This window comes from Streptomyces sp. NPDC048353 (genome assembly GCF_055587165.1).
On sequence record NZ_JBVJGU010000006.1, the window covers coordinates 325,167 to 342,111 of the forward strand.

Below are 16,945 nucleotides of genomic sequence, written 5' to 3' on the forward strand. Positions count from 1 at the left end.
AGTTGCGACCCTCGGCTGCCCTGAAGGACTACCGCCATCGGTGTGGCTAACGCCAGCGTTGGTGATGCCGACCATGTTGCGATTCTCGGTCGCTCCGAAGGGCAACCGCCGACAGGTATGCCGCCAAGCAGTGGCGGAAGTTCGGATGGTTGCGATCCTCGGCTGCCCTGAAGGGCGACGTTCATTCCGGGTCCAGCGCTGCCACGCTTCGGTGGTCGCGGCGTTGCGATCCTCGGCCGCCCCGAAGGACGACCGCCATTTGAGCCGGTTCAGGGACTCCTCGGTCACTGCCACGTGGTTGCGATCGTCGGCGGCGTCGAAAGGCCACCGCCATACTGGGTTGTAGATCAGCGTCTCGGGCTCATAGAGGTTGCGATCCTCGACCGTCCCGAAGGACGACCGCCATGGGTGGTGCCCACGCACGTGGCTGCTGCGTAGTGCCGGTGCGATCCCTGGCCGCCCCGAGGGGCGACCGCCATCAGGAGTCCGAACGAGGCGGGGTTACTCAGGGCGGTGTTGCGATCCTCGGCCGCTCCGAAGGGCGACCGCCATGCTGCACCTCGATCGCCTCGTCGGCGACCGACCGGTTGTTCGACCGCCCCAAAGAGCGACCGCCATTTGGGCGTACTGGACCCGGTGCAGGGAATGGTAGGTGGCGTTGCGATCCTCGGCCGTCCCAGGGGACGACCGCCATTCCCACCTCACAGACGTACCATGCCGCCGGTCTCGATGTTGCGATCCTCGGTCGCCCCGACGGACAACCGCCATCGTGCGGGTGATGGGGTGCGCGCCGTCGTAGTGGACGTTGCGATCCTCAGCCGCTCCGAAGGGCGACCGCCATGCCATGCCTGAGCGTACCCACCCCACCCAGCAGGACATTGCGATCCTCGGCCTCCCGACAGGCGACCGCCATGATTGAGGCGTCCAGGTACCAGCCCGAGCGGAAGCTGTTGCGATCCTCGGCCGCATGAGAAACGATCACTGCGCGGCAAGCGTACTGGCTGAAATGCTACTCGGTGGTCTGAATGGTCATGCGGGAGGTTCGATGCCTCGTTGGGGGTGGTAGGAGCCGACCCACTGGTGCAGGTCACCGGCGATTTCGATGGCGTGGCCGGCGTTGATCGCCAGTTCCAGTTCCCGTTTGGGAATGGATGCCATGTGTTCCTGCAGGGCTCGGTAGGTCGCTGGCGTCGGCAGGCCGCGGCGGAGCTGGTCGACTGCCTTCTGGGCGGCCTGTCGGGCTTCTTCTTCGAGGTGGGGACGGATGACGACCACAGCCACGGAGTGCTCGTTGTCGATCATCCGCATTCTGCGTGCCACCTCCGGGTAGTGCAGCTTCGCTCGCAGCGCCTCGATGACTTCCCCGGTGGCTCCGTTGGGGTCCTTGGAATGTTGTCCTGCCTGGAGGCGGTAGCGGTGCTGGTAGTACGAGCGGAGGGCGTCCAGATCGTCGGGATCAGCCAGCCCTTCGCCGAAGCGGCGGGAGGCTGCTGCGATGGCGCACGTGTTGTAGACCATCTCCGGCTTGAGGCCGTCCTGAGGGGCGAAGACCGTCATGACGCTGTCCTTCGCGGGGCGCTTGCCCTCGCGGTTGACCCGTCCGGCAGCCTGCTGTTCGGACTCCGGTGTTGATTTGGCGCGATACCCGCGGGGAAAGTCGAGGTTGACGCCGGCTTCGATGAGAGAGGTCGACACGAGGAAGGTTTCCAAACCCTCCCCCAGACGCTGTTTCGCCGCCTGGATGGCTTCTCGGCGATGGCCGCCGGTCATGCGGGTCGACAGATGCAAGATGCCTGGGTCTTCCTCGTGGTTCGTGCCGATCCAGGCGCGATGGATCCGGCTGGCGTCCTTGGTCCCATTGACCACGACAAGGACTTGGTCGTGCTCGGCCGCCTCGGCGGCGATGCTTTTGAGGGTCACGCCCGGGCCGGTCCGCCATTCGTACCTGACCCGGCGCAGTTGTTCGAAGAGTGGCGCAGGGGCGGCGACGACGTCACGTTGCGGGAGACCGGAGCGCCAGGGGTTCAGTGCGGCGAGTTCCGGCTGGGTCGCCGATGACAGCACGAGGGTCACGCCGTAGTGCTCCACGAGTTCTCGCAAGCCCGAGAGGATCGGGGTCAGGAGCCCGTCGGGGAGAGCCTGGACCTCATCCAGGATAATTACAGAGTTGGCGAGCCGGTGAAGCCGACGAGTGGCCCAGGGGGTGTTTCCGAAGATTGTTTCGATCAGGCGGACGGTGGTGGTGACGATGAAGGGGGCGTCCCAGTTCTCGGTCGCCAGTTTCGCCCACCGGTTCGGCTGCCCTACCTTCTGGCCGTGGCGCACGTTCGTCGATGGGGCGGCGGACTGCCGTGCTTCGACATTTACGGCAGAGTGGTGTTCCAGCACCACCGGTGGTCCTTGCTCCGGGTCCAAGAGGCTTCGGTACTCTGCTGCGTTCTGCTCGGTGATCGAGATGAACGGGACTGCGACGATGACGCGCCGCAGTCCGTGCAGGGAAGCGTGGCGGAGGGCGAAGCCTCCGCCGGTGAACGTCTTTCCGGCGCCGGTCGGAAGGTGCAGCCGGTACACGCCAGGCTTGCCGGCGGCGGCCTCAAGGGCCTCCTGGTAGATGTTCTCGCGGAGTTTGTCCAGCCAGGAGGCTCCCTTGGAGCGCTGGCGTTCAGCAATGGCCTCCTGTCGGCGGGCCTCGTACCGCTCCCACAGTTCATGCATCCCGACGTGCGGCCTGATGTGCGTGCCGGGCCTGAAGTGGACGGCGGTGTCGAGCCGGTCGGCGTCGATCACGGCCGAGTAGGTCATGCGGACCAGCATCTCCACAGCGACCTTGTCATGCGGATTGAGCCAGTTCGGGATAGTAGGGCATGAGCCGTCCAGGACCTCCGGCATGGCCACGGCGACTCTGTGGATCACTTCGTCCACCTCGCTGGAGTCGGCCATCAGGGCTTTCAGGCGGAGCCGGACTTCCGACCACGCGGACAGACCGGTGTGGTGTCCCTCGATCACGCCGGCGCATGGCAGCAGGGCGGGAACCTGTTCGGCCGTCCGCGCGAACAAGAGTGTCCCGGCATTGTTGTGCGGGGGGCGTCTGACCTTGCGGCCAGTGGTGGCCTCCTCGATCAATCCCTCCTGCCATGCACAGGCTCCTTTGTCCGTGTCGTGGTCGCGTCCGAGCCGGTAGGCGAGGTCGCCGCCTCCCCATGGCTCGGCGAACCGGCTAGCCAGTTCGGCCGTACCGCGGGCGTGATCTTCGTACCAGTGCCATGTCCCTTGATGGCCCGGCGAGTGAGCCACGAGCCTGCCTTCAGGGGACGGCAAGACACCCTCTAGCGCATCAACTGTCATTTTTACAACCATATTTGACTTTCCATCAGTTATACGCTGAGATCCGAGCAGATCGCCGCATACCCCTCGAAGCGCAAGTGCAGACTTAAGGGTCGCGCGACGTAAGGAAGGTAGACGCAGGCACTGACAACGGCCTGTGCCAGCAGGCAAGGAAGGGAACAAGTGCATGACTGCGTCACGCCCCCGAAAGCAGCGTGAAGAGAGGGCTGACCGGCCCCTTCATGTCCAGGTGGAGGTATGGGGACCGCTGGCCTGCTTCACCCGCCCGGAACTCAAAGTCGAACGTGTTTCCTATCCGATCATGACCCCTTCTGCGGCGAGGGGACTCCTGGAGGCCATCTTCTGGAAGCCGGAGATGACCTACCGGATCGAGCGGATCGAACAACTCAAGCCGGTGAGGTGGACCCGCTTCCGGCGCAACGAGGTCAACAACTCGATCATCACCAAGAACGCATACGAGAGCCTGCGGGCCAACAACGGCTACTACTACGATGTCGCCGAAGACCGCGGCCAGCGGGTCACCGTCGCCCTGAGCGATGTCGCCTACCGCATCCACGCGACCATCCACGCCACCGAACGGTGCACCGCGCCCCTGCCGAAGTACCGCGACCAGTTCGACCGCCGGCTCGCACGGGGCGCCTGTTACGAGCAACCCCATTTCGGCTGCCGTGAGTTCGCAGCCTTCTTCGGGCCCCACGGGTCGGCGGAGAAAGCCGGTGCGGTCACTCCCGCCGACCAGGCAGGCATTCCGCCCATCGACGAGCTCGGACTGATGCTCCACCACATCGAGTACCTCCCGAAAAGCAAGGAGCGCTACCACTGGTTTCGAGCCAGCCTCGAGTACGGAATTCTCCACGTGCCCGACCGCCCGCTCGCCCCCGCCGAAGTCAGTGGCATGCCCGGCGCCGAGGGGCGCGCCTCCGCGGAAGAGGTGGCCTGAAATGCTGCTGCAGAGCCTTGTCCGGCAAGCCGACAGCCGCCAGGACGACACCCCTGAGTACTTCCTCGCACGCCGGGCAATGTGGCAGATCGACCTCTCCGGCACCGGCATGGGGAGCACCGAACCGCTGGTCATCGACCTTCGTCAGGAAGAGCGGAAGATCACCGCCCCGTACACCGGCCGCTCCGGGTCCAAGCCGGCACCGCTCCTGTTAGCCGACACCGCACAGTTCGCGCTCGCCCACCCCGGCCTGATCAAAGGACCGGACGGGGAAAGGACTCTCTCGATCGGTTCTGTCGACGTCACCAAGGCGAGAACTCGGCATGCCGCCTACCGTGACCTGGTCACCTCCTGGTGCGACGACCACCCGCATCTTGCCCAGGCGCAGACAGTGTCCGCGTGGCTGAATGGCCCGATGCCGACCGCGTGGCCGCTGGAGATGGACAAGGACCACCTCATCGCCATCAGCGTGGACGGCGAGTGGATCCACGACCTGCCGGAAGCCAGGAGCTGGTGGGCCGAGAAGGTCAAGAAAGCCAAGAGCGGGAAGACGGGCAAGGCGAACCAGGGACTCTGCCTCGTGTGCGGACACGTCATGCCCTTGCTGTCCACGCTCCCGGTTCCCATCAAGGGCATCCCCAACTCCGGGATGAACACCCAGCTGGTCTGCCTCAACCAACCCGCCCACTTCCGGGCCGGCACCAAGCAACTCGGTGCCACCCCCATCTGCGTCGACTGCGGCACCAAGTCCGCCACCGCTCTGAACACGCTGCTCGCCGACCCCGAACACCGCGCCTTTGCCGACGACTCCGCCATCGTCTGGTGGAGCCGCGATCCCGACACCAACACATCCATGTGGACCCTGCGCGACCCCCAGCCCGAGGAAGTGGCCCAGCTCGTCGCCGGCCTCCGCCACCCCCAAAGGGGACGAGATGCGCTGACGGTCCTCGATGAGGATGCCTTCCACGCCCTCACTCTGCGGGTGAACACCAACAGGGTCATCGTCGCCGACTGGATCACCATCCCCGTCCCCGAACTGAAACAGAGACTCGGGACCTGGTTTGCCGACCAACAGACCTGGGACGGCTGGAACAACGCCTACACCTACTGGTCGGTCTGGCGACTCGCCCTCGCCTGCGCCCGCTGGGACAAGCATAAGAACAAATACATCGACACCACCGTCCCCAAGCACCTCCAGGCCGACCTCACCAAAGCCGCACTCCACGGAGCCGCACCACCAGCCCATCTCCTGCCGGTCCTCCTGCAACGTATCCGCGCCGACCACCACCTCGACCGGCCCCGCCTCGCCCTGCTGCGCCTCGCCCTGATCCGTACCACCACCCGCCACAAGGAGCTCTGTGTGCCCCAGCTGAACCCCCAATCGACCGAGCCCGGCTATGTATGCGGACGGATCATGGCCATGCTCGAAGCGATCCAGCGCAAGGCCATGCCCAAGGTCAACACCACCATTACCGACAAGTACCTGAGCACTGCCGTAGTCTCTCCCCGAGCCGTCCTCACCCGCCTCCGTATCGGAGCACGCCCGCACCTGCGCACCATCGGCCGGGCCAGCGAACCCGCAGCCAAGGCCATGGACAACAGACTGCGAGACGTCTTCGACCTGCTTGACACCATTCCCGCGCACCTGAGCGCCGAGCAGCAGGCCCTGTTCATCCTCGGCTACGACCACCAGCGAGCCCACTCCGCACGTGCTGCGGCACAAGCCATCAAGGCACGGGAAGCCGGCAAGGAACTGGTCGCAGAACAGCAAGCGGACGCCCTTCCCGAAGTCTCTGCCGAGGACGCCGAATCCTCGGACAGCACCCTCTGGTAAACGCCTGCCGCCACCCGTTCACCACGACGCCACTGCCCCGGAAGGACACCGAGCACAACCATGACCGACGCGCACCTGGACCCCACCCGCAAGCACGACTACGTCTTCCTCATCGACGTCAAGGACGGCAACCCCAACGGTGACCCCGACGCCGGAGGCATGCCCCGCACCGACCCCATCACCGGCCAGGGCCTCATCACCGATGTCGCCCTCAAGCGCAAGATCCGCAACACCATCACCCTCGTCCACCAGGGCAAGCCCGGCTTCGAGATGTACGTCGAACAGGGCGTCGCCCTCAACCCGCAGATCCAGCGCGCATACATCGAAGGAGGCGCCAAGGAAGGCGAGACCGCCACCGCGCAGGAGTGGATGATCCGCAACTTCTACGACGTGCGCCTGTTCGGAGCCGTCATGTCCGTGGGCGACCAGAAGAAGCACGCGGGAAGGGCCCGCGGGCCCATGCAGCTCACCTTCTCCCGCTCTATCGACCCCGTCACACCTCTCGAGGCCGGCATCACTCGTGTCGCCCCGAACAAGCCCGAGGACCTGGCCAAGGGAAAGGTCACCGAGATGGGCAACAAGCACTACGTCCCCTACGGCCTCTACCGCGGCCACGGCTTCTACTCCGGAGCCCTCGGCGCCAAGGCACGAGTCACCCCGGAAGACCTCGCCGCCTACTGGCAGGCCCTGACCATGATGTTCGACCACGACCGGGCATCCTCCCGCGGTGAAATGGCCATCCGCGGCCTGTACGTCTTCTCCCACGACGACGCCTACGGACGAGCCCCCGCACACAAGCTCTTCGACCTGATCCGTATCAAGCCCCTCGGCCACAGCGAGGCACGCTCCTGGGACGACTACGCCGACCGGATCGCCATCGACGAAGACAAGATCCCCACCGGAGTGACTATGACCCGGCTCATCGACTAAACACGCCCTACAGGCGGCCAAGGATCGCAACCAAACGATCGAAGGCAATGCACTGGAGCCGATCCATGAGCAGCGGCCGCTACCCCAGGGCGACTGAGGATCGCAACCAACGCGCCATGTACGCGATGGATATGAACATGGGTGTGTCGGTTGCTCTCCGGGACGGCCGAGAGTCGCAACAAACTATCCTACCGTCTCATCTGACTGCTCGACAGTGGCGGTCGCCTTCTGGGACGGCCGGGGATCGCAACTTCGGCAAGGGCGGCGGCACCCATACCGGCCTCGTCGTGGCGGTCGTCCTCTACGGCGACCGAGGATCGCAACTACGCCTACACCAAGGAGGTCAGTCGCATCTGGCGGTGGCGGTCGTCTCCTGGGACGACCGAGAATCGCAACGCCATCTTGCCAAGCAGATAATGTTGCGGGGCGCACGTTTCGCGGTCGCCTCCATGCGGTTGCGACCGAGGATCGCAACCGCATGCTGCAGCCGCAAGAGATCTGCCGGGCAGTGGCTGTGGCGGCCGCCCTTCAGACCGGTCGAGGATCGCAACGCCCCTTTACCCCACAAGACCCCAAAACATTACTCAGTCGGCAGTCGCCCCTCCGGGGCGACCGAGGATCGCAACCCCCTCATGGTCGCTGGCAACTACAAGCCAGCGATGCGTCAGTCGGCCCCTGGGAGGGCTGAGGATCGCAACGCCACCACCAACCCCGACAATCCGCGCCACTGGCTCTTGGCGAACGTCCTCCAGGGTGACCAGGATCGCAACCATGCTCACATCACGCCTGGGGAGTGTGGTCAGTACGTCTAGCAGTCGCTCCGAGACGAACGAGGATCGCAACATCCCCATCTGCCCGAAGTGGAACGGCGACGCTGGCATGGCGGTAGCCCTGAAGGACGATCGAGAATCGCAATGTCGACGTCACGAAGTACGCGGCGCCAGGCAACTGATAGAAACTCGGCCGTCCCCAGGGCGGCCGCGAAATCTCAACGCCGAGTGCGTCGTGTGGCCCACCGGTCGCACGTGTATGGCGGTTGCTCTCTGTGGCGGCTGAGGATCGCAATGGCACCCAAGCGGAAGACCTGGGTACAGCTCTGTTCACACTGGACTCGTCCATCACAGTGGCTGGGGATCAAAGTACCTCCGACGCTGAAACTCTGGGTCAGTGCCGGGGTCAGTAACGGTCGCCCCTCGAGGCGACCGAGGGTCACAATAAGAAGGCCCAGGCTGATGCCGAAGCCTTCGCCCAGGTGGCGGTCGCTCTCCGGAACGGCCGAGGATCGCAACGACGAAAACTGGGAACGACTTTTCTGATTGCAGCTGACCTACTAGAGATCCTTGAAAGCAAGGAGGTGGCCAGAGTCACCGTCGCTGACAAGAAGGGTCATGCCATCAACCTCCAGTTCGAACTCGGTGCGGGCGTCAACGACGTGATAGCCCTGCTTGCCGTACCAGGAGGCAAGGTCGGGGTCCTGCTCCGGGAAACTGAGGGAAATTTTGGCAGCACCCCGTGCCCGGGCAATGGTTTCGAACGCTTCCATGAGCGCCCTGCCGATGCCCTGACGTCGATGGGCGGGGTCCACGGCGACAATCTCGATGCTCACGACCTTCTGAGCAACAGTCACCAACTGTATGGGTGAGAAGGGGAAGCGTTGGAGAAGATCAGCGGGAGGTTGGGCAAGCAGCATACCCACAGGCTGATCCTCACTCTCGGATATCAGCACGTCGATGGGTCCGTATGCGGAGCGAATCTCTCCGTTGTTGTTCTCAACCGCATCGGCGAACATGCCGGCCAGGGTTTCGTCGTCGTGGGCCAGTGGCATCAGGCGGCGGACAGTGCCGCCGTCCCCGGTCCTGGCAGGGCGTATCACGTTCATGGTCACAGAGGTCCCCTCCGGTCAAGCTGCGCAATGTGCTGCCTCAAAGGATATTCGCGTACCGGCAGGAGGTCAGCAGTTAGTGACAACCGTGAAACTGCCTCCGCGGCCTCCGACTCCTAGGCCGCCCGCCACCACTATCGGCGCTGCGTCGGCACCGGCGGGGCAACGTCGTCCTCGGACTTCAACATGACGCGGGTGGCAGAGACGAGGAACTCCATCTTTCGGAAAAGTGAGAACTGACCAGAGTCCTCTTCTAGGAGCCATCCACACTCTGCGAAGCGTGGCAGGGCGCTCGACGCCAAGTCGACAGGTACACCGGCACCCTCACACAGGGCGGCACGCGCCCGACGAGCAGCGTGGCCGATCTCATCCGGAATTCCATGACTAGACACTGCGTGCAGTTCGACCACCGCTTCCGTCGCCTGCCGAGCGACGGCTACATCCCCCGGATCGTCGCTATCCATCCGCATGTAGATCAAGCCCTGGACGTAGCGCATCGGCCCCATCCTCACGGCGTAGCTCCAAGCTTCCCAGACAGCAATGCTCAGTTTCATCGCTGCGTCCACGACAGCCTCCGAAGCGATCAGCTCAAGCTCCGCCTGCTTCTGATCCATCGCCTGTAGCTCCTCCCTCGACCGCGCTTTTAGCTCACCGTTCGAGGTGTCTTCGCTGTAGAACCGCTCGATCAGCCGCTCCACCTCGCGAACCCTCTGCATGTATTCGGCAACCTGAACCTGCCGGACACTCCAGAGGGCCGCCACCCGATGGGCCTCGGCAGCGATCGACGCAGCCTTGGTGGCTGCGTCGGCCTGCGCCCGGCCACCGTTCGCCTGGATCCTCGCGCCGATGATGCTGCCGAGGAGGCCACCGAGGATGGCGATGGCGGCGACCAGGGCGGCGAAGATTTCGGGGTTGTCCTCGAAGTACTGCTTGAACGCGTTCACCGGCACATCATGCCGAACGTGCCGTGTTCCTCGTCCGGTTGTGCCATCACCGACGCTGCGAGGCCTCTCGCGTTGCGATGGCATCCTCGCCTGATCGCAACATGGCGCGAGCGGTGTCAACGAGAACGGACATCTTCTCGTCGAGATCGTCTCTGTGCTCCTCCACGTAGGCAGCCATCCCGGGTGTGTAGGCAGCGGCCGCCACCACGGCGGCAGTGTCAAACGAGACACCTGCGGCGGCGACGTCCTGGGCCGCTCGCCGAAGCATGCGCGCTTGCTCGGTTGACGACGTAGCATCTCCCGCCTCGGCGGCGGCATGCAGCTCGTCGAGGGTGTCGACAGCCTGCCTGGCTAGCGCGGATTCGGCCGGGTCATCGCCGAACATCTGCCGAGTGAGAGCGCGCGTGAAGTGCTCACCTGGTCCCGCAATTCGGCCCACGGCGACAAGGCGATTGAGGCTCTCGATCACCTCATGTGCCGCCAGCACAACGTCTTCGGAGACGATCAGCTCAATCTCTGCCCGCCTCCGCCCCAGCAGTTTCTCCGCCTCACGCACCTGGGCGTTCAGGCCGACGGCAACCGCGTCCTGCTCAAAGAAGAGATCCGAGACAAGTCGCACTTCGCGGACACCATGGATGAACTCGGCAACTTGCATCTGCCGGACGGTCCACAGTGCCGCCACGCGTTGACCCTCGGCTGCGATCTCGGCCGCCTCACGCGCCGCTGATGCCTGGGCCCTACCACCATTCGCCTGAATCTTCGCTCCCACTACACCGCCAATGACGGCAACCGCCGCCACCAGAGCAGCCGCTATCTCGGGCTGGCCTTCGAAGTACTTCCACACGTCCACCGGCACATCAAGCCGAACCGCTGGACGCTGCGGCCGAGTTGCGCCGCAACCAGCGCCGCTGCACCGGTGCGGCCGGGGCGACGTCGTCCCTGGACCGCAGCATGGCGCGGGTCTCGCGGACTAGTGCGTCCTCCGCAACCAAGCATTTCTGTCTGGCTTGGTCCTGAAGATTCAACATCTCCTCAACGGGTCTGTGGCCGTGTTCAACGAGGTGGTAGACCTCTGCCGGGGAGAGCACGCCCTCCACGGCATCGTTCAACATCTGCGCGCGAGTTTCGGGGTCCTCTTCGCGCATCGCCATCACTCGCGCTATCGCCTCCCACTGGACGGTGGCGCTGTCCGGTACATATCGCTCAAGCTTCGCCCTCGCGCGAATGACCGGTGCAAGCTCCATGGTCAGTTCCTCGTACGCCGTCGTATCCGCAGCAAGCCTGCCTGCTGCCTCCACAACATCCTGGGTGCCGATGAGGCGAACCTCGGCCCACAGCAGCGACACCTCCTCCGATCTGATGCTGATCTCACCCGCCAGAGCCTCGTCATACAAGACCCACAGTCGGTTGCACCCTTGCCGGAGGCCGCTGGCGCTCCTCGCGAGTTTCGCGACCTGGACCTGCCGCACGGTCCACAGCGCTGCCACGCGCTGCGCTTCGGCTGCGATCGTCGCAGCCTCCCGCGCCGCCGCTGCCTGAGCCCGTCCTCCGTTCGCCTGGGCCTTCGCGCCGAGATAGGCGATGACACCGACAAGGAGCGCGATCACGGCCGTGAAGATCGCGTCGTTGTCCTCGAAGTACTTCCACAGTCCACTCACCCGGCACATCATGCCGCCCGCTACCGACGCACCCACCTCAGGGACGAATAATGATCTTCGATCCGATGCAGGAGCTCGAAGTCGAGGAAGCCTGCAAGAGCACCTACACCCTGTACGCGAAGTTCATCGCCGCCGGCTTCACCGAAGAGCAGTCCTTCGAACTCATCAAGATCCAGGTCGCCGCCGCGCTCAGGAAGCCCGGCCTCTTCGGATGACCGAGCGCGAACGCCTCGCCGACCTCATCCGCTCCTTCGCTGTGATGTGCACCCGCGCCAAGGCCCTCGCCGAGGTCGAGGCCGTCGAGAAGAAGATCGCGCCCTCAACTCGCCTGTCCACAGCAGCCTCCGGTCAGCGCAGCGAGCAGTAGGCGCTCCACCCACCCATGAGGTAATGCCGCTTGCCTGGCCACGCATAACGTACGGCTGGTCCCACCCAATGGCGGCGCTGTTCGTTCGGCGCGCAGCGGCGGGGGTTCTCGGTCCGGCGAATCGGCCGCTCTCACATCGGACACGCCGCGGGAACCGCGTTCCCGAACACAGCTGCCTCAGCCCCGCGGCCTCCGAATGGCACCACGAATCTTCGCCGCCCTCGCCTCACCCGGTTGGCTATCAGACCGCCTGACCAGCGATGCATCATGGCTGATGGCCTATCAGAACGGGCGTCAAATGACCGTTACGAGCGTCATTTCAGCGTCAAGATATCGCCCGTAACGCCCACACTGCACACAATACGTACGGGCAAAACCACAGGTCAGGAGCCCTTCGCGACCGGTTCGAGGATGGCGACACGCTCCACGCAATGGGTCATCGGAAAGACGTCGGCTTCCGACGGCGGGTTCGAACTTGAGCCCTGCTCGGGCAGTGTCAGACTCACGCCTTGCGCTGATCCGTTCGGCGCCAGGCTTCTGCCCTGACCTCGCAGGCAGTCACTCAGCGTGCCCTTGGCAGCGCCTCCGATGGAATGACGTCCTGTGCCACCGCGGCCCGCCGCAACGGCACTTCCTGGGGAGAATCTGGGGAGTATCGACGGTCCTGGGGAGCGCGTGGGGAGAATCGACCGCGTAACGCAGCACGATCCCGAAAGACGCTGAAAGACTTATCCGTGCAGGTCAGGAGTGGGTACAGCGGCATCGATGCAGGTCAGCGCCACCAGGTAGACAACTTCTTGAAGATCTTCTTGTGGGCCACCATCCTCTTCGCACCCACACTCGTGGGTGGCATGAACTTCGACTCCATGCCGGAGCTGCAGTGGGGCTTGGGATACCCCTTCGCCATCGGCTTGATGGGGGTGGTATACATCTGTTTGTACGTGATTTTCAGGCGTCGGAACTGGCTGTAGGGGGCACCTGAGCCAGGCACGTGCTGCACACTGTTTACGCACGCAATCCCATCGCGAACCTCCCATATAGGGCGCTGGGGAGTCCCTGGGGAGAAGTGATGCGGGTGATCTCCTCGCCCTCCCCTCCACAGGCCCTCTGAGCTGGCCTTTTGGGGATCCGGAAGCGCTGGGGAGGATCCGGGGAGAACGGAGCCGTCAGCAGCACCGCGCACCTACGCCATCAAGCCCGTTCGCCGGACGGTTCGCCACCCTCTGGACGGCTTGTCGATGTCGCGGCAAATCACCGTGAGTGACAGCGGGCCGGGCCGGTGAGGGGGCCGACCTCAGCAGGCGCCCCTGGAGAGGAATTTGTGCCGACAGGTGGCGCGGATCCTGCAGCTGCAGTCCTGGGACCCACCCACCGTCGGGAACTGTGGTTCAGCCGAGTCGACAGGCGGGCGGGCACCTCTCCACGATCCGCCGCCGGATCCCCGACGACCTGATCCGCCCCCGCGGCCAACCCCCGCACCCCCGGGCCCGAAGTCGGCGGACGCTTGCGGACGAGGTGCCGGGGATCTCGGTGATCGGTAGGTCGTACTCCGGCGCTCCGAATTCCGCGACGGCCGGCGCCCAGCCGGAACCCATCACCACAGCAACGTCATGATCTCCACCACCAGTACGGGCGCGAAGCGCGGTGGCAGCCACTTCGGCTGCCGCGTACGTGTCAGGCTGGGAGTCGGGCAGGAAGTCGCTCACGGGAAGCTCCATTGTTTTTTCTCGGACATGGCGGGCGGCCGCCGGACCATCTCTTGCCCGCTGGGTTACGCGGACCCGGCCGCAGCCGGGCGTTGCCGCGGAAGCGCCGGGATGACCAGCGAGTAGATGTCAGAAGCCTTCTTCCTCGTCGTCCCCTTCCAGCGGTGACGGGTTCCGTGGAATCCCGATGCGCCAAAGGGTCTGATCTTGAAAGGGTATGCCCGTACGCCTCAGAACCGGGAGACGGAGCATCACCCGTGATCATCTTCGACACGTGCATCCTGCGCGGATGCGGCCTTGAAAGCAGCAGTGCTGATCTCCTGCGGGCGATCAGAGAGTCCGGGGTCGGGGTCGCCGCGCCGTGGATGGTGGTTGAGGAGCTCGCCGGCCAGCAGGTCGCGAAGTACCTGAAGCAGCACGCCGCGGCCGCTCAGGCCCTCGACTCGCTCCGCAGCGTCACGGCGTCCAGATGGAGCCCGTGTTGGAAGCGTGCACGCCGGAGGAAGTCCGGGGGTATTGGCGGAAGAAGTACGCCGACTTCGTCGGGACGATCCCCACGAGCGAGGCCGCCCTCCGGGAAGCGATGCGCCGCGAGATAAGCGGCCTCCCGCCAGCCAAGGCCGAGAAGCAGGGCAAGACGGGAGGACGGGACGCGGCCATCTGGCTGTCCGCCGTCGAATACGCGAGGAACAACCCCGAGGAAACGGTCTACTTCGTCAGCTCCAACACAAAGGACTTCGGCAACGGGACCGTGTACGAGTATCCGATGTTCGAGGATGTGGAAGAGCTAGGCGACCGGTTTGCGCTCCTCACGTCTCTGGACCAGGTCGTCGAGCGATTCACTCGTGAGGTCCAGGTGGACCCCGAGGACGTCAAGGCCGCTGTCCTCGTGAAGGGGTCCGAGCGGGCTCTTGGCCGGCAGGTCCACGACCTTCTGGCTGACAGTGCACAGGCCGGATTCGAGGCGTCCCTGTTCGACATAACCGGAGGCGAGCGATCATGGACCTGGTTGCACAATTGAAAGTTCGCTCCATTCGTGCAGGTCGAATCGATCGAGGACATCAAGGCCTACGCTATCGGTGACGAGATCTGGAGCACTGCGACAGCCCAGGTCACGGCCGCGGGGTTGAACATGGCGCTGGGAGCGACCGGCACCATCGCCTGCTCCATGCAGGTCCCGCTCCTCATCGGCCTGCAACACGACCGGGCTCCAGTCGCCCTGCGTATCAAGGCGGCGGGCCCCCTCGATGCAGCTGATGGTGCGAGGGCCGTCGAGATGGCTCGCAACCAGGTACGCGCATTGACGGAGATCGAGCGGCGCCTCCTGCTGAATCCCTGGGAGCGCGAGCTGCCTTCATGACGCCCATCTGACACGGGGCTTGCCAGAACTGCCAGCGATGCCACGGCCGTTGCGGGGCGGCGCCGCGGATGGGCCTTCGAGGCAGGTTGCGGTCCCGCCTTCGTGGGCACCCCCGAGGAACTCGCAGCCTACAAAGCAACAACCCAGTAGACCGACGGTAAAACCCAAGCTAACGAGCTCGTGCACGGTGAGCGGTGAGACGTCGAACCACGGGTGGGCGATCATGGATGGGTGGTCAGGACCGTGACTCGTGCAGCGATCGACAGCAGCCATCGGATCACGGGCCCGTCGGCCGATGTGATCGCTGAACTCATCTCGGAACTAGGCCCGTTGTGGCATGAGCGTCACCAGGCCAAGCTGACCTCTCGGCCGCGGAAGCGGGGTGTGGGTGCTGGCGCGAAGCACCAGCTGGTGTTCGTCGACCGGCTCCAGGCCACGCTCATCCATCTCCGTCACGGAGTCACCCATGACGTACTGGCCTGCTGGTTCGATGTCGACCGTTCCACCATCACCCGGGCCATCGGTGAGGTGCGGCCGTTGCTCGCCGAGCAGGGGTGCACGATCAGTCCTGGCGTCCGGCTGCGGACCCTGGCCGAAGTGATCGACCACCTCGGCTCCCCCGGGCAGACCGGCATCATCGACGGCACCGAGATCCGGGTCCGCCGCCCGGTCGCCGAACGCAAGGACCGAGACAAATTCATCTCCGGCAAGAACAAGCAGAACGCCGTCAAGGCCATGGTCCTCACCGACCAAAACGGAAGGGTGCTGTTCAGCAGCCCGGCCACACCAGGCAACTGCGCGGACATCACCCACGCCCGGCAATTAGGGCTGGTCAAGCTCCTGGCCGATGGACCAGCGGTCGAGATCCTCGCAGACGCCGGATACCAGGGCCTCGGAGCACAGACCGGTGGACGCGTGGTGACACCACCGCACCGCAAGTTCAAGAAGAACGCCCCCGGCTGGTACGAGGAGACGCATGAGCGACAGCGCAAGGCACACTCCTCACGCCGTATCCGGGTCGAGCACGGCATCGCCCATCTGAAGAACTGGCGGGCACTGGCCCGCCACCTCGGCCGCCGCGACCACATCAACGACATGGTTCAGGCCGTCGCTGGCCTGCTCTCCCACCAGCAGACCGCAGACCTGAACCCACGACGACAGGGATGAGCACGAGGCCCACCAAAGCCTTCGACGTCTCACCGCTTACCGTGCACGAGCTCGTTAGGCACGCTGGCCTCGGGCCCATCTGCTCTGGCGGAACTGGTCGCCGTCACCGGTTTTCCACGGGCCACGGCCTACCGGCTCACCATCGCACTCGAACGCCATCACCTTGTCGCCAGGGACGCACGGGGCCGCTTCGTTCTCGGCCCTCGACTCGCCGAACTCTCGGCCGCCGCAGGCGAGGACCACCTGCTGGCCGCAGCCGGCCCGGTCCTCAACTCCCTGCGGGACACCACCGGCGAAACCACCCAGCTCTACCGCCGCCACGGGGAGATGCGCCTCTGCATCGCCACCGCCGAACGGACCACCGGCCTGCGCGACATCGTGCCGGTCGGATCCGCACTCTCCATGAAGGCCGGCTCCGCCGCCCAGATCCTTCTCGCCTGGGAAGAACCCGAACGCTTCCACCAGGGCCTGCAGGGCGCTCGCTTCACAGCCGCCACCCTCAGCGGCGTGCGGCGCCGAGGCTGGGCCCAGTCGATCGGCGAGGGCGAACCTGGCACAGCCTCCGTTTCGGCGCCCGTTCGCGACCCGTCCGACCGGGTCGTCGCCGCCGTCACGGTCACCGGCCCGATCCAACGTCTTACCCGGCACCCTGGCGCGCAGCTCGCACAGGCCGCCGTCGACGCGGCCGACCGCCTCACCGAAGTCGCCTCCCGCCCTTGACCCTGACGGTCCGACACGGGGTCCTGGCCCTCCCACGGCCGGGGTACCTCGAAGCGGCACATGCCGACCTTCGACGCTGGCCCCGGATAGAT

16 protein-coding genes are annotated in these 16,945 nt (G+C 65.1%); 10 read left to right on the plus strand and 6 right to left on the minus strand.

Annotated features, from left to right (window positions below):
• Positions 1 to 814 precede the first annotated feature (814 nt).
• Together ACZ6RC_RS23395 and ACZ6RC_RS23400 are read right to left on the minus strand one after the other, a co-directional pair.
• Positions 815 to 982: a hypothetical protein gene (locus tag ACZ6RC_RS23395; RefSeq protein ID WP_469586387.1), complete on the minus strand. Its 168-nt coding sequence runs from the start codon at positions 980 to 982 to the stop codon at positions 815 to 817.
• 47 nt (positions 983 to 1,029) lie between these two features.
• A complete protein-coding gene (locus ACZ6RC_RS23400; protein ID WP_469586389.1) occupies positions 1,030 to 3,345 on the minus strand; it encodes a DEAD/DEAH box helicase in 2,316 nt (771 codons plus the stop codon).
• A gap of 166 nt (positions 3,346 to 3,511) precedes the next feature.
• Here ACZ6RC_RS23400 and cas5c point away from each other — a divergent pair, with 166 nt between their 5' ends.
• Genes cas5c through cas7c form a run of 3 tightly spaced genes read left to right on the plus strand, consistent with a single transcriptional unit; the run spans position 3,512 to position 7,049 of the window.
• Positions 3,512 to 4,285 (plus strand): type I-C CRISPR-associated protein Cas5c, encoded by a 774-nt coding sequence (gene cas5c / locus ACZ6RC_RS23405; RefSeq protein WP_469586392.1) that lies wholly within the window; start codon positions 3,512 to 3,514, stop codon positions 4,283 to 4,285.
• A gap of 1 nt (position 4,286) precedes the next feature.
• On the plus strand, positions 4,287 to 6,119 hold the full coding sequence (cas8c, locus tag ACZ6RC_RS23410; RefSeq protein WP_469586396.1) for a type I-C CRISPR-associated protein Cas8c/Csd1: 1,833 nt from the start codon (positions 4,287 to 4,289) through the stop codon (positions 6,117 to 6,119).
• Positions 6,120 to 6,179: 60 nt separating this feature from the next.
• Positions 6,180 to 7,049: a type I-C CRISPR-associated protein Cas7/Csd2 gene (gene cas7c, locus ACZ6RC_RS23415; RefSeq protein WP_469586399.1), complete on the plus strand. Its 870-nt coding sequence runs from the start codon at positions 6,180 to 6,182 to the stop codon at positions 7,047 to 7,049.
• Between the two features lie 1,330 nt (positions 7,050 to 8,379).
• Here the strand turns inward: cas7c and ACZ6RC_RS23420 are convergent.
• The 4 genes from ACZ6RC_RS23420 to ACZ6RC_RS23435 all read right to left on the minus strand — a co-directional run bounded on the left by ACZ6RC_RS23420 (position 8,380) and on the right by ACZ6RC_RS23435 (position 11,533).
• On the minus strand, positions 8,380 to 8,928 hold the full coding sequence (locus ACZ6RC_RS23420) for a GNAT family N-acetyltransferase (protein ID WP_469586760.1): 549 nt from the start codon (positions 8,926 to 8,928) through the stop codon (positions 8,380 to 8,382).
• Positions 8,929 to 9,065: 137 nt separating this feature from the next.
• On the minus strand, positions 9,066 to 9,875 hold the full coding sequence (locus ACZ6RC_RS23425; protein ID WP_469586402.1) for a hypothetical protein: 810 nt from the start codon (positions 9,873 to 9,875) through the stop codon (positions 9,066 to 9,068).
• 46 nt (positions 9,876 to 9,921) lie between these two features.
• On the minus strand, positions 9,922 to 10,725 hold the full coding sequence (locus tag ACZ6RC_RS23430) for a hypothetical protein (RefSeq protein WP_469586405.1): 804 nt from the start codon (positions 10,723 to 10,725) through the stop codon (positions 9,922 to 9,924).
• Positions 10,726 to 10,732: 7 nt separating this feature from the next.
• Positions 10,733 to 11,533, minus strand: coding sequence for a hypothetical protein (locus ACZ6RC_RS23435; RefSeq protein WP_469586409.1), 801 nt, complete (start codon positions 11,531 to 11,533; stop codon positions 10,733 to 10,735).
• 65 nt (positions 11,534 to 11,598) lie between these two features.
• Here ACZ6RC_RS23435 and ACZ6RC_RS23440 point away from each other — a divergent pair, with 65 nt between their 5' ends.
• From ACZ6RC_RS23440 to ACZ6RC_RS23470, 7 genes are all read left to right on the plus strand, one after another.
• A complete protein-coding gene (locus ACZ6RC_RS23440) occupies positions 11,599 to 11,748 on the plus strand; it encodes a hypothetical protein (RefSeq protein WP_469586411.1) in 150 nt (49 codons plus the stop codon).
• The gene (locus tag ACZ6RC_RS23445) at positions 11,745 to 11,900 is read left to right on the plus strand and encodes a hypothetical protein (RefSeq protein WP_469586414.1); all 156 of its coding nucleotides are present in this window, start codon (positions 11,745 to 11,747) and stop codon (positions 11,898 to 11,900) included. The genes ACZ6RC_RS23440 and ACZ6RC_RS23445 overlap by 4 nt, the downstream gene beginning before the upstream one ends.
• Positions 11,901 to 12,493: 593 nt before the next feature.
• Positions 12,494 to 12,871: a CorA family divalent cation transporter gene (locus ACZ6RC_RS23450; RefSeq protein WP_469586419.1), complete on the plus strand. Its 378-nt coding sequence runs from the start codon at positions 12,494 to 12,496 to the stop codon at positions 12,869 to 12,871.
• Between the two features lie 1,204 nt (positions 12,872 to 14,075).
• Positions 14,076 to 14,627, plus strand: coding sequence for a PIN domain-containing protein (locus ACZ6RC_RS23455; protein ID WP_469586421.1), 552 nt, complete (start codon positions 14,076 to 14,078; stop codon positions 14,625 to 14,627).
• A gap of 15 nt (positions 14,628 to 14,642) precedes the next feature.
• Positions 14,643 to 14,966 carry a hypothetical protein gene (locus tag ACZ6RC_RS23460; protein ID WP_469586424.1) on the plus strand — a complete coding sequence of 108 codons (324 nt, stop codon included), beginning with the start codon at positions 14,643 to 14,645 and terminating at the stop codon, positions 14,964 to 14,966.
• A 384-nt stretch (positions 14,967 to 15,350) separates the two neighbouring features.
• Complete coding sequence (locus tag ACZ6RC_RS23465) at positions 15,351 to 16,133, plus strand: transposase (protein WP_469586428.1); 783 nt, start codon at positions 15,351 to 15,353, stop codon at positions 16,131 to 16,133.
• A 63-nt stretch (positions 16,134 to 16,196) separates the two neighbouring features.
• Positions 16,197 to 16,853, plus strand: coding sequence for an IclR family transcriptional regulator (locus tag ACZ6RC_RS23470; protein ID WP_469586763.1), 657 nt, complete (start codon positions 16,197 to 16,199; stop codon positions 16,851 to 16,853).
• The last annotated feature ends 92 nt before the right edge of the window (positions 16,854 to 16,945 follow it).

Coding starts and splice junctions, on each gene's coding strand:
- ACZ6RC_RS23445 (WP_469586414.1), top strand. CDS start 11,745: ATGACCGAGCGCGAACGCCTCGCCGACCTCATCCGCTCCTTCGCTGTG.
- ACZ6RC_RS23450 (WP_469586419.1), top strand. CDS start 12,494: ATGACGTCCTGTGCCACCGCGGCCCGCCGCAACGGCACTTCCTGGGGA.
- cas7c (WP_469586399.1), top strand. CDS start 6,180: ATGACCGACGCGCACCTGGACCCCACCCGCAAGCACGACTACGTCTTC.
- ACZ6RC_RS23420 (WP_469586760.1), bottom strand. CDS start 8,928: ATGAACGTGATACGCCCTGCCAGGACCGGGGACGGCGGCACTGTCCGC.
- cas8c (WP_469586396.1), top strand. CDS start 4,287: ATGCTGCTGCAGAGCCTTGTCCGGCAAGCCGACAGCCGCCAGGACGAC.
- ACZ6RC_RS23440 (WP_469586411.1), top strand. CDS start 11,599: ATGCAGGAGCTCGAAGTCGAGGAAGCCTGCAAGAGCACCTACACCCTG.
- ACZ6RC_RS23400 (WP_469586389.1), bottom strand. CDS start 3,345: ATGACAGTTGATGCGCTAGAGGGTGTCTTGCCGTCCCCTGAAGGCAGG.
- ACZ6RC_RS23455 (WP_469586421.1), top strand. CDS start 14,076: ATGGAGCCCGTGTTGGAAGCGTGCACGCCGGAGGAAGTCCGGGGGTAT.
- cas5c (WP_469586392.1), top strand. CDS start 3,512: ATGACTGCGTCACGCCCCCGAAAGCAGCGTGAAGAGAGGGCTGACCGG.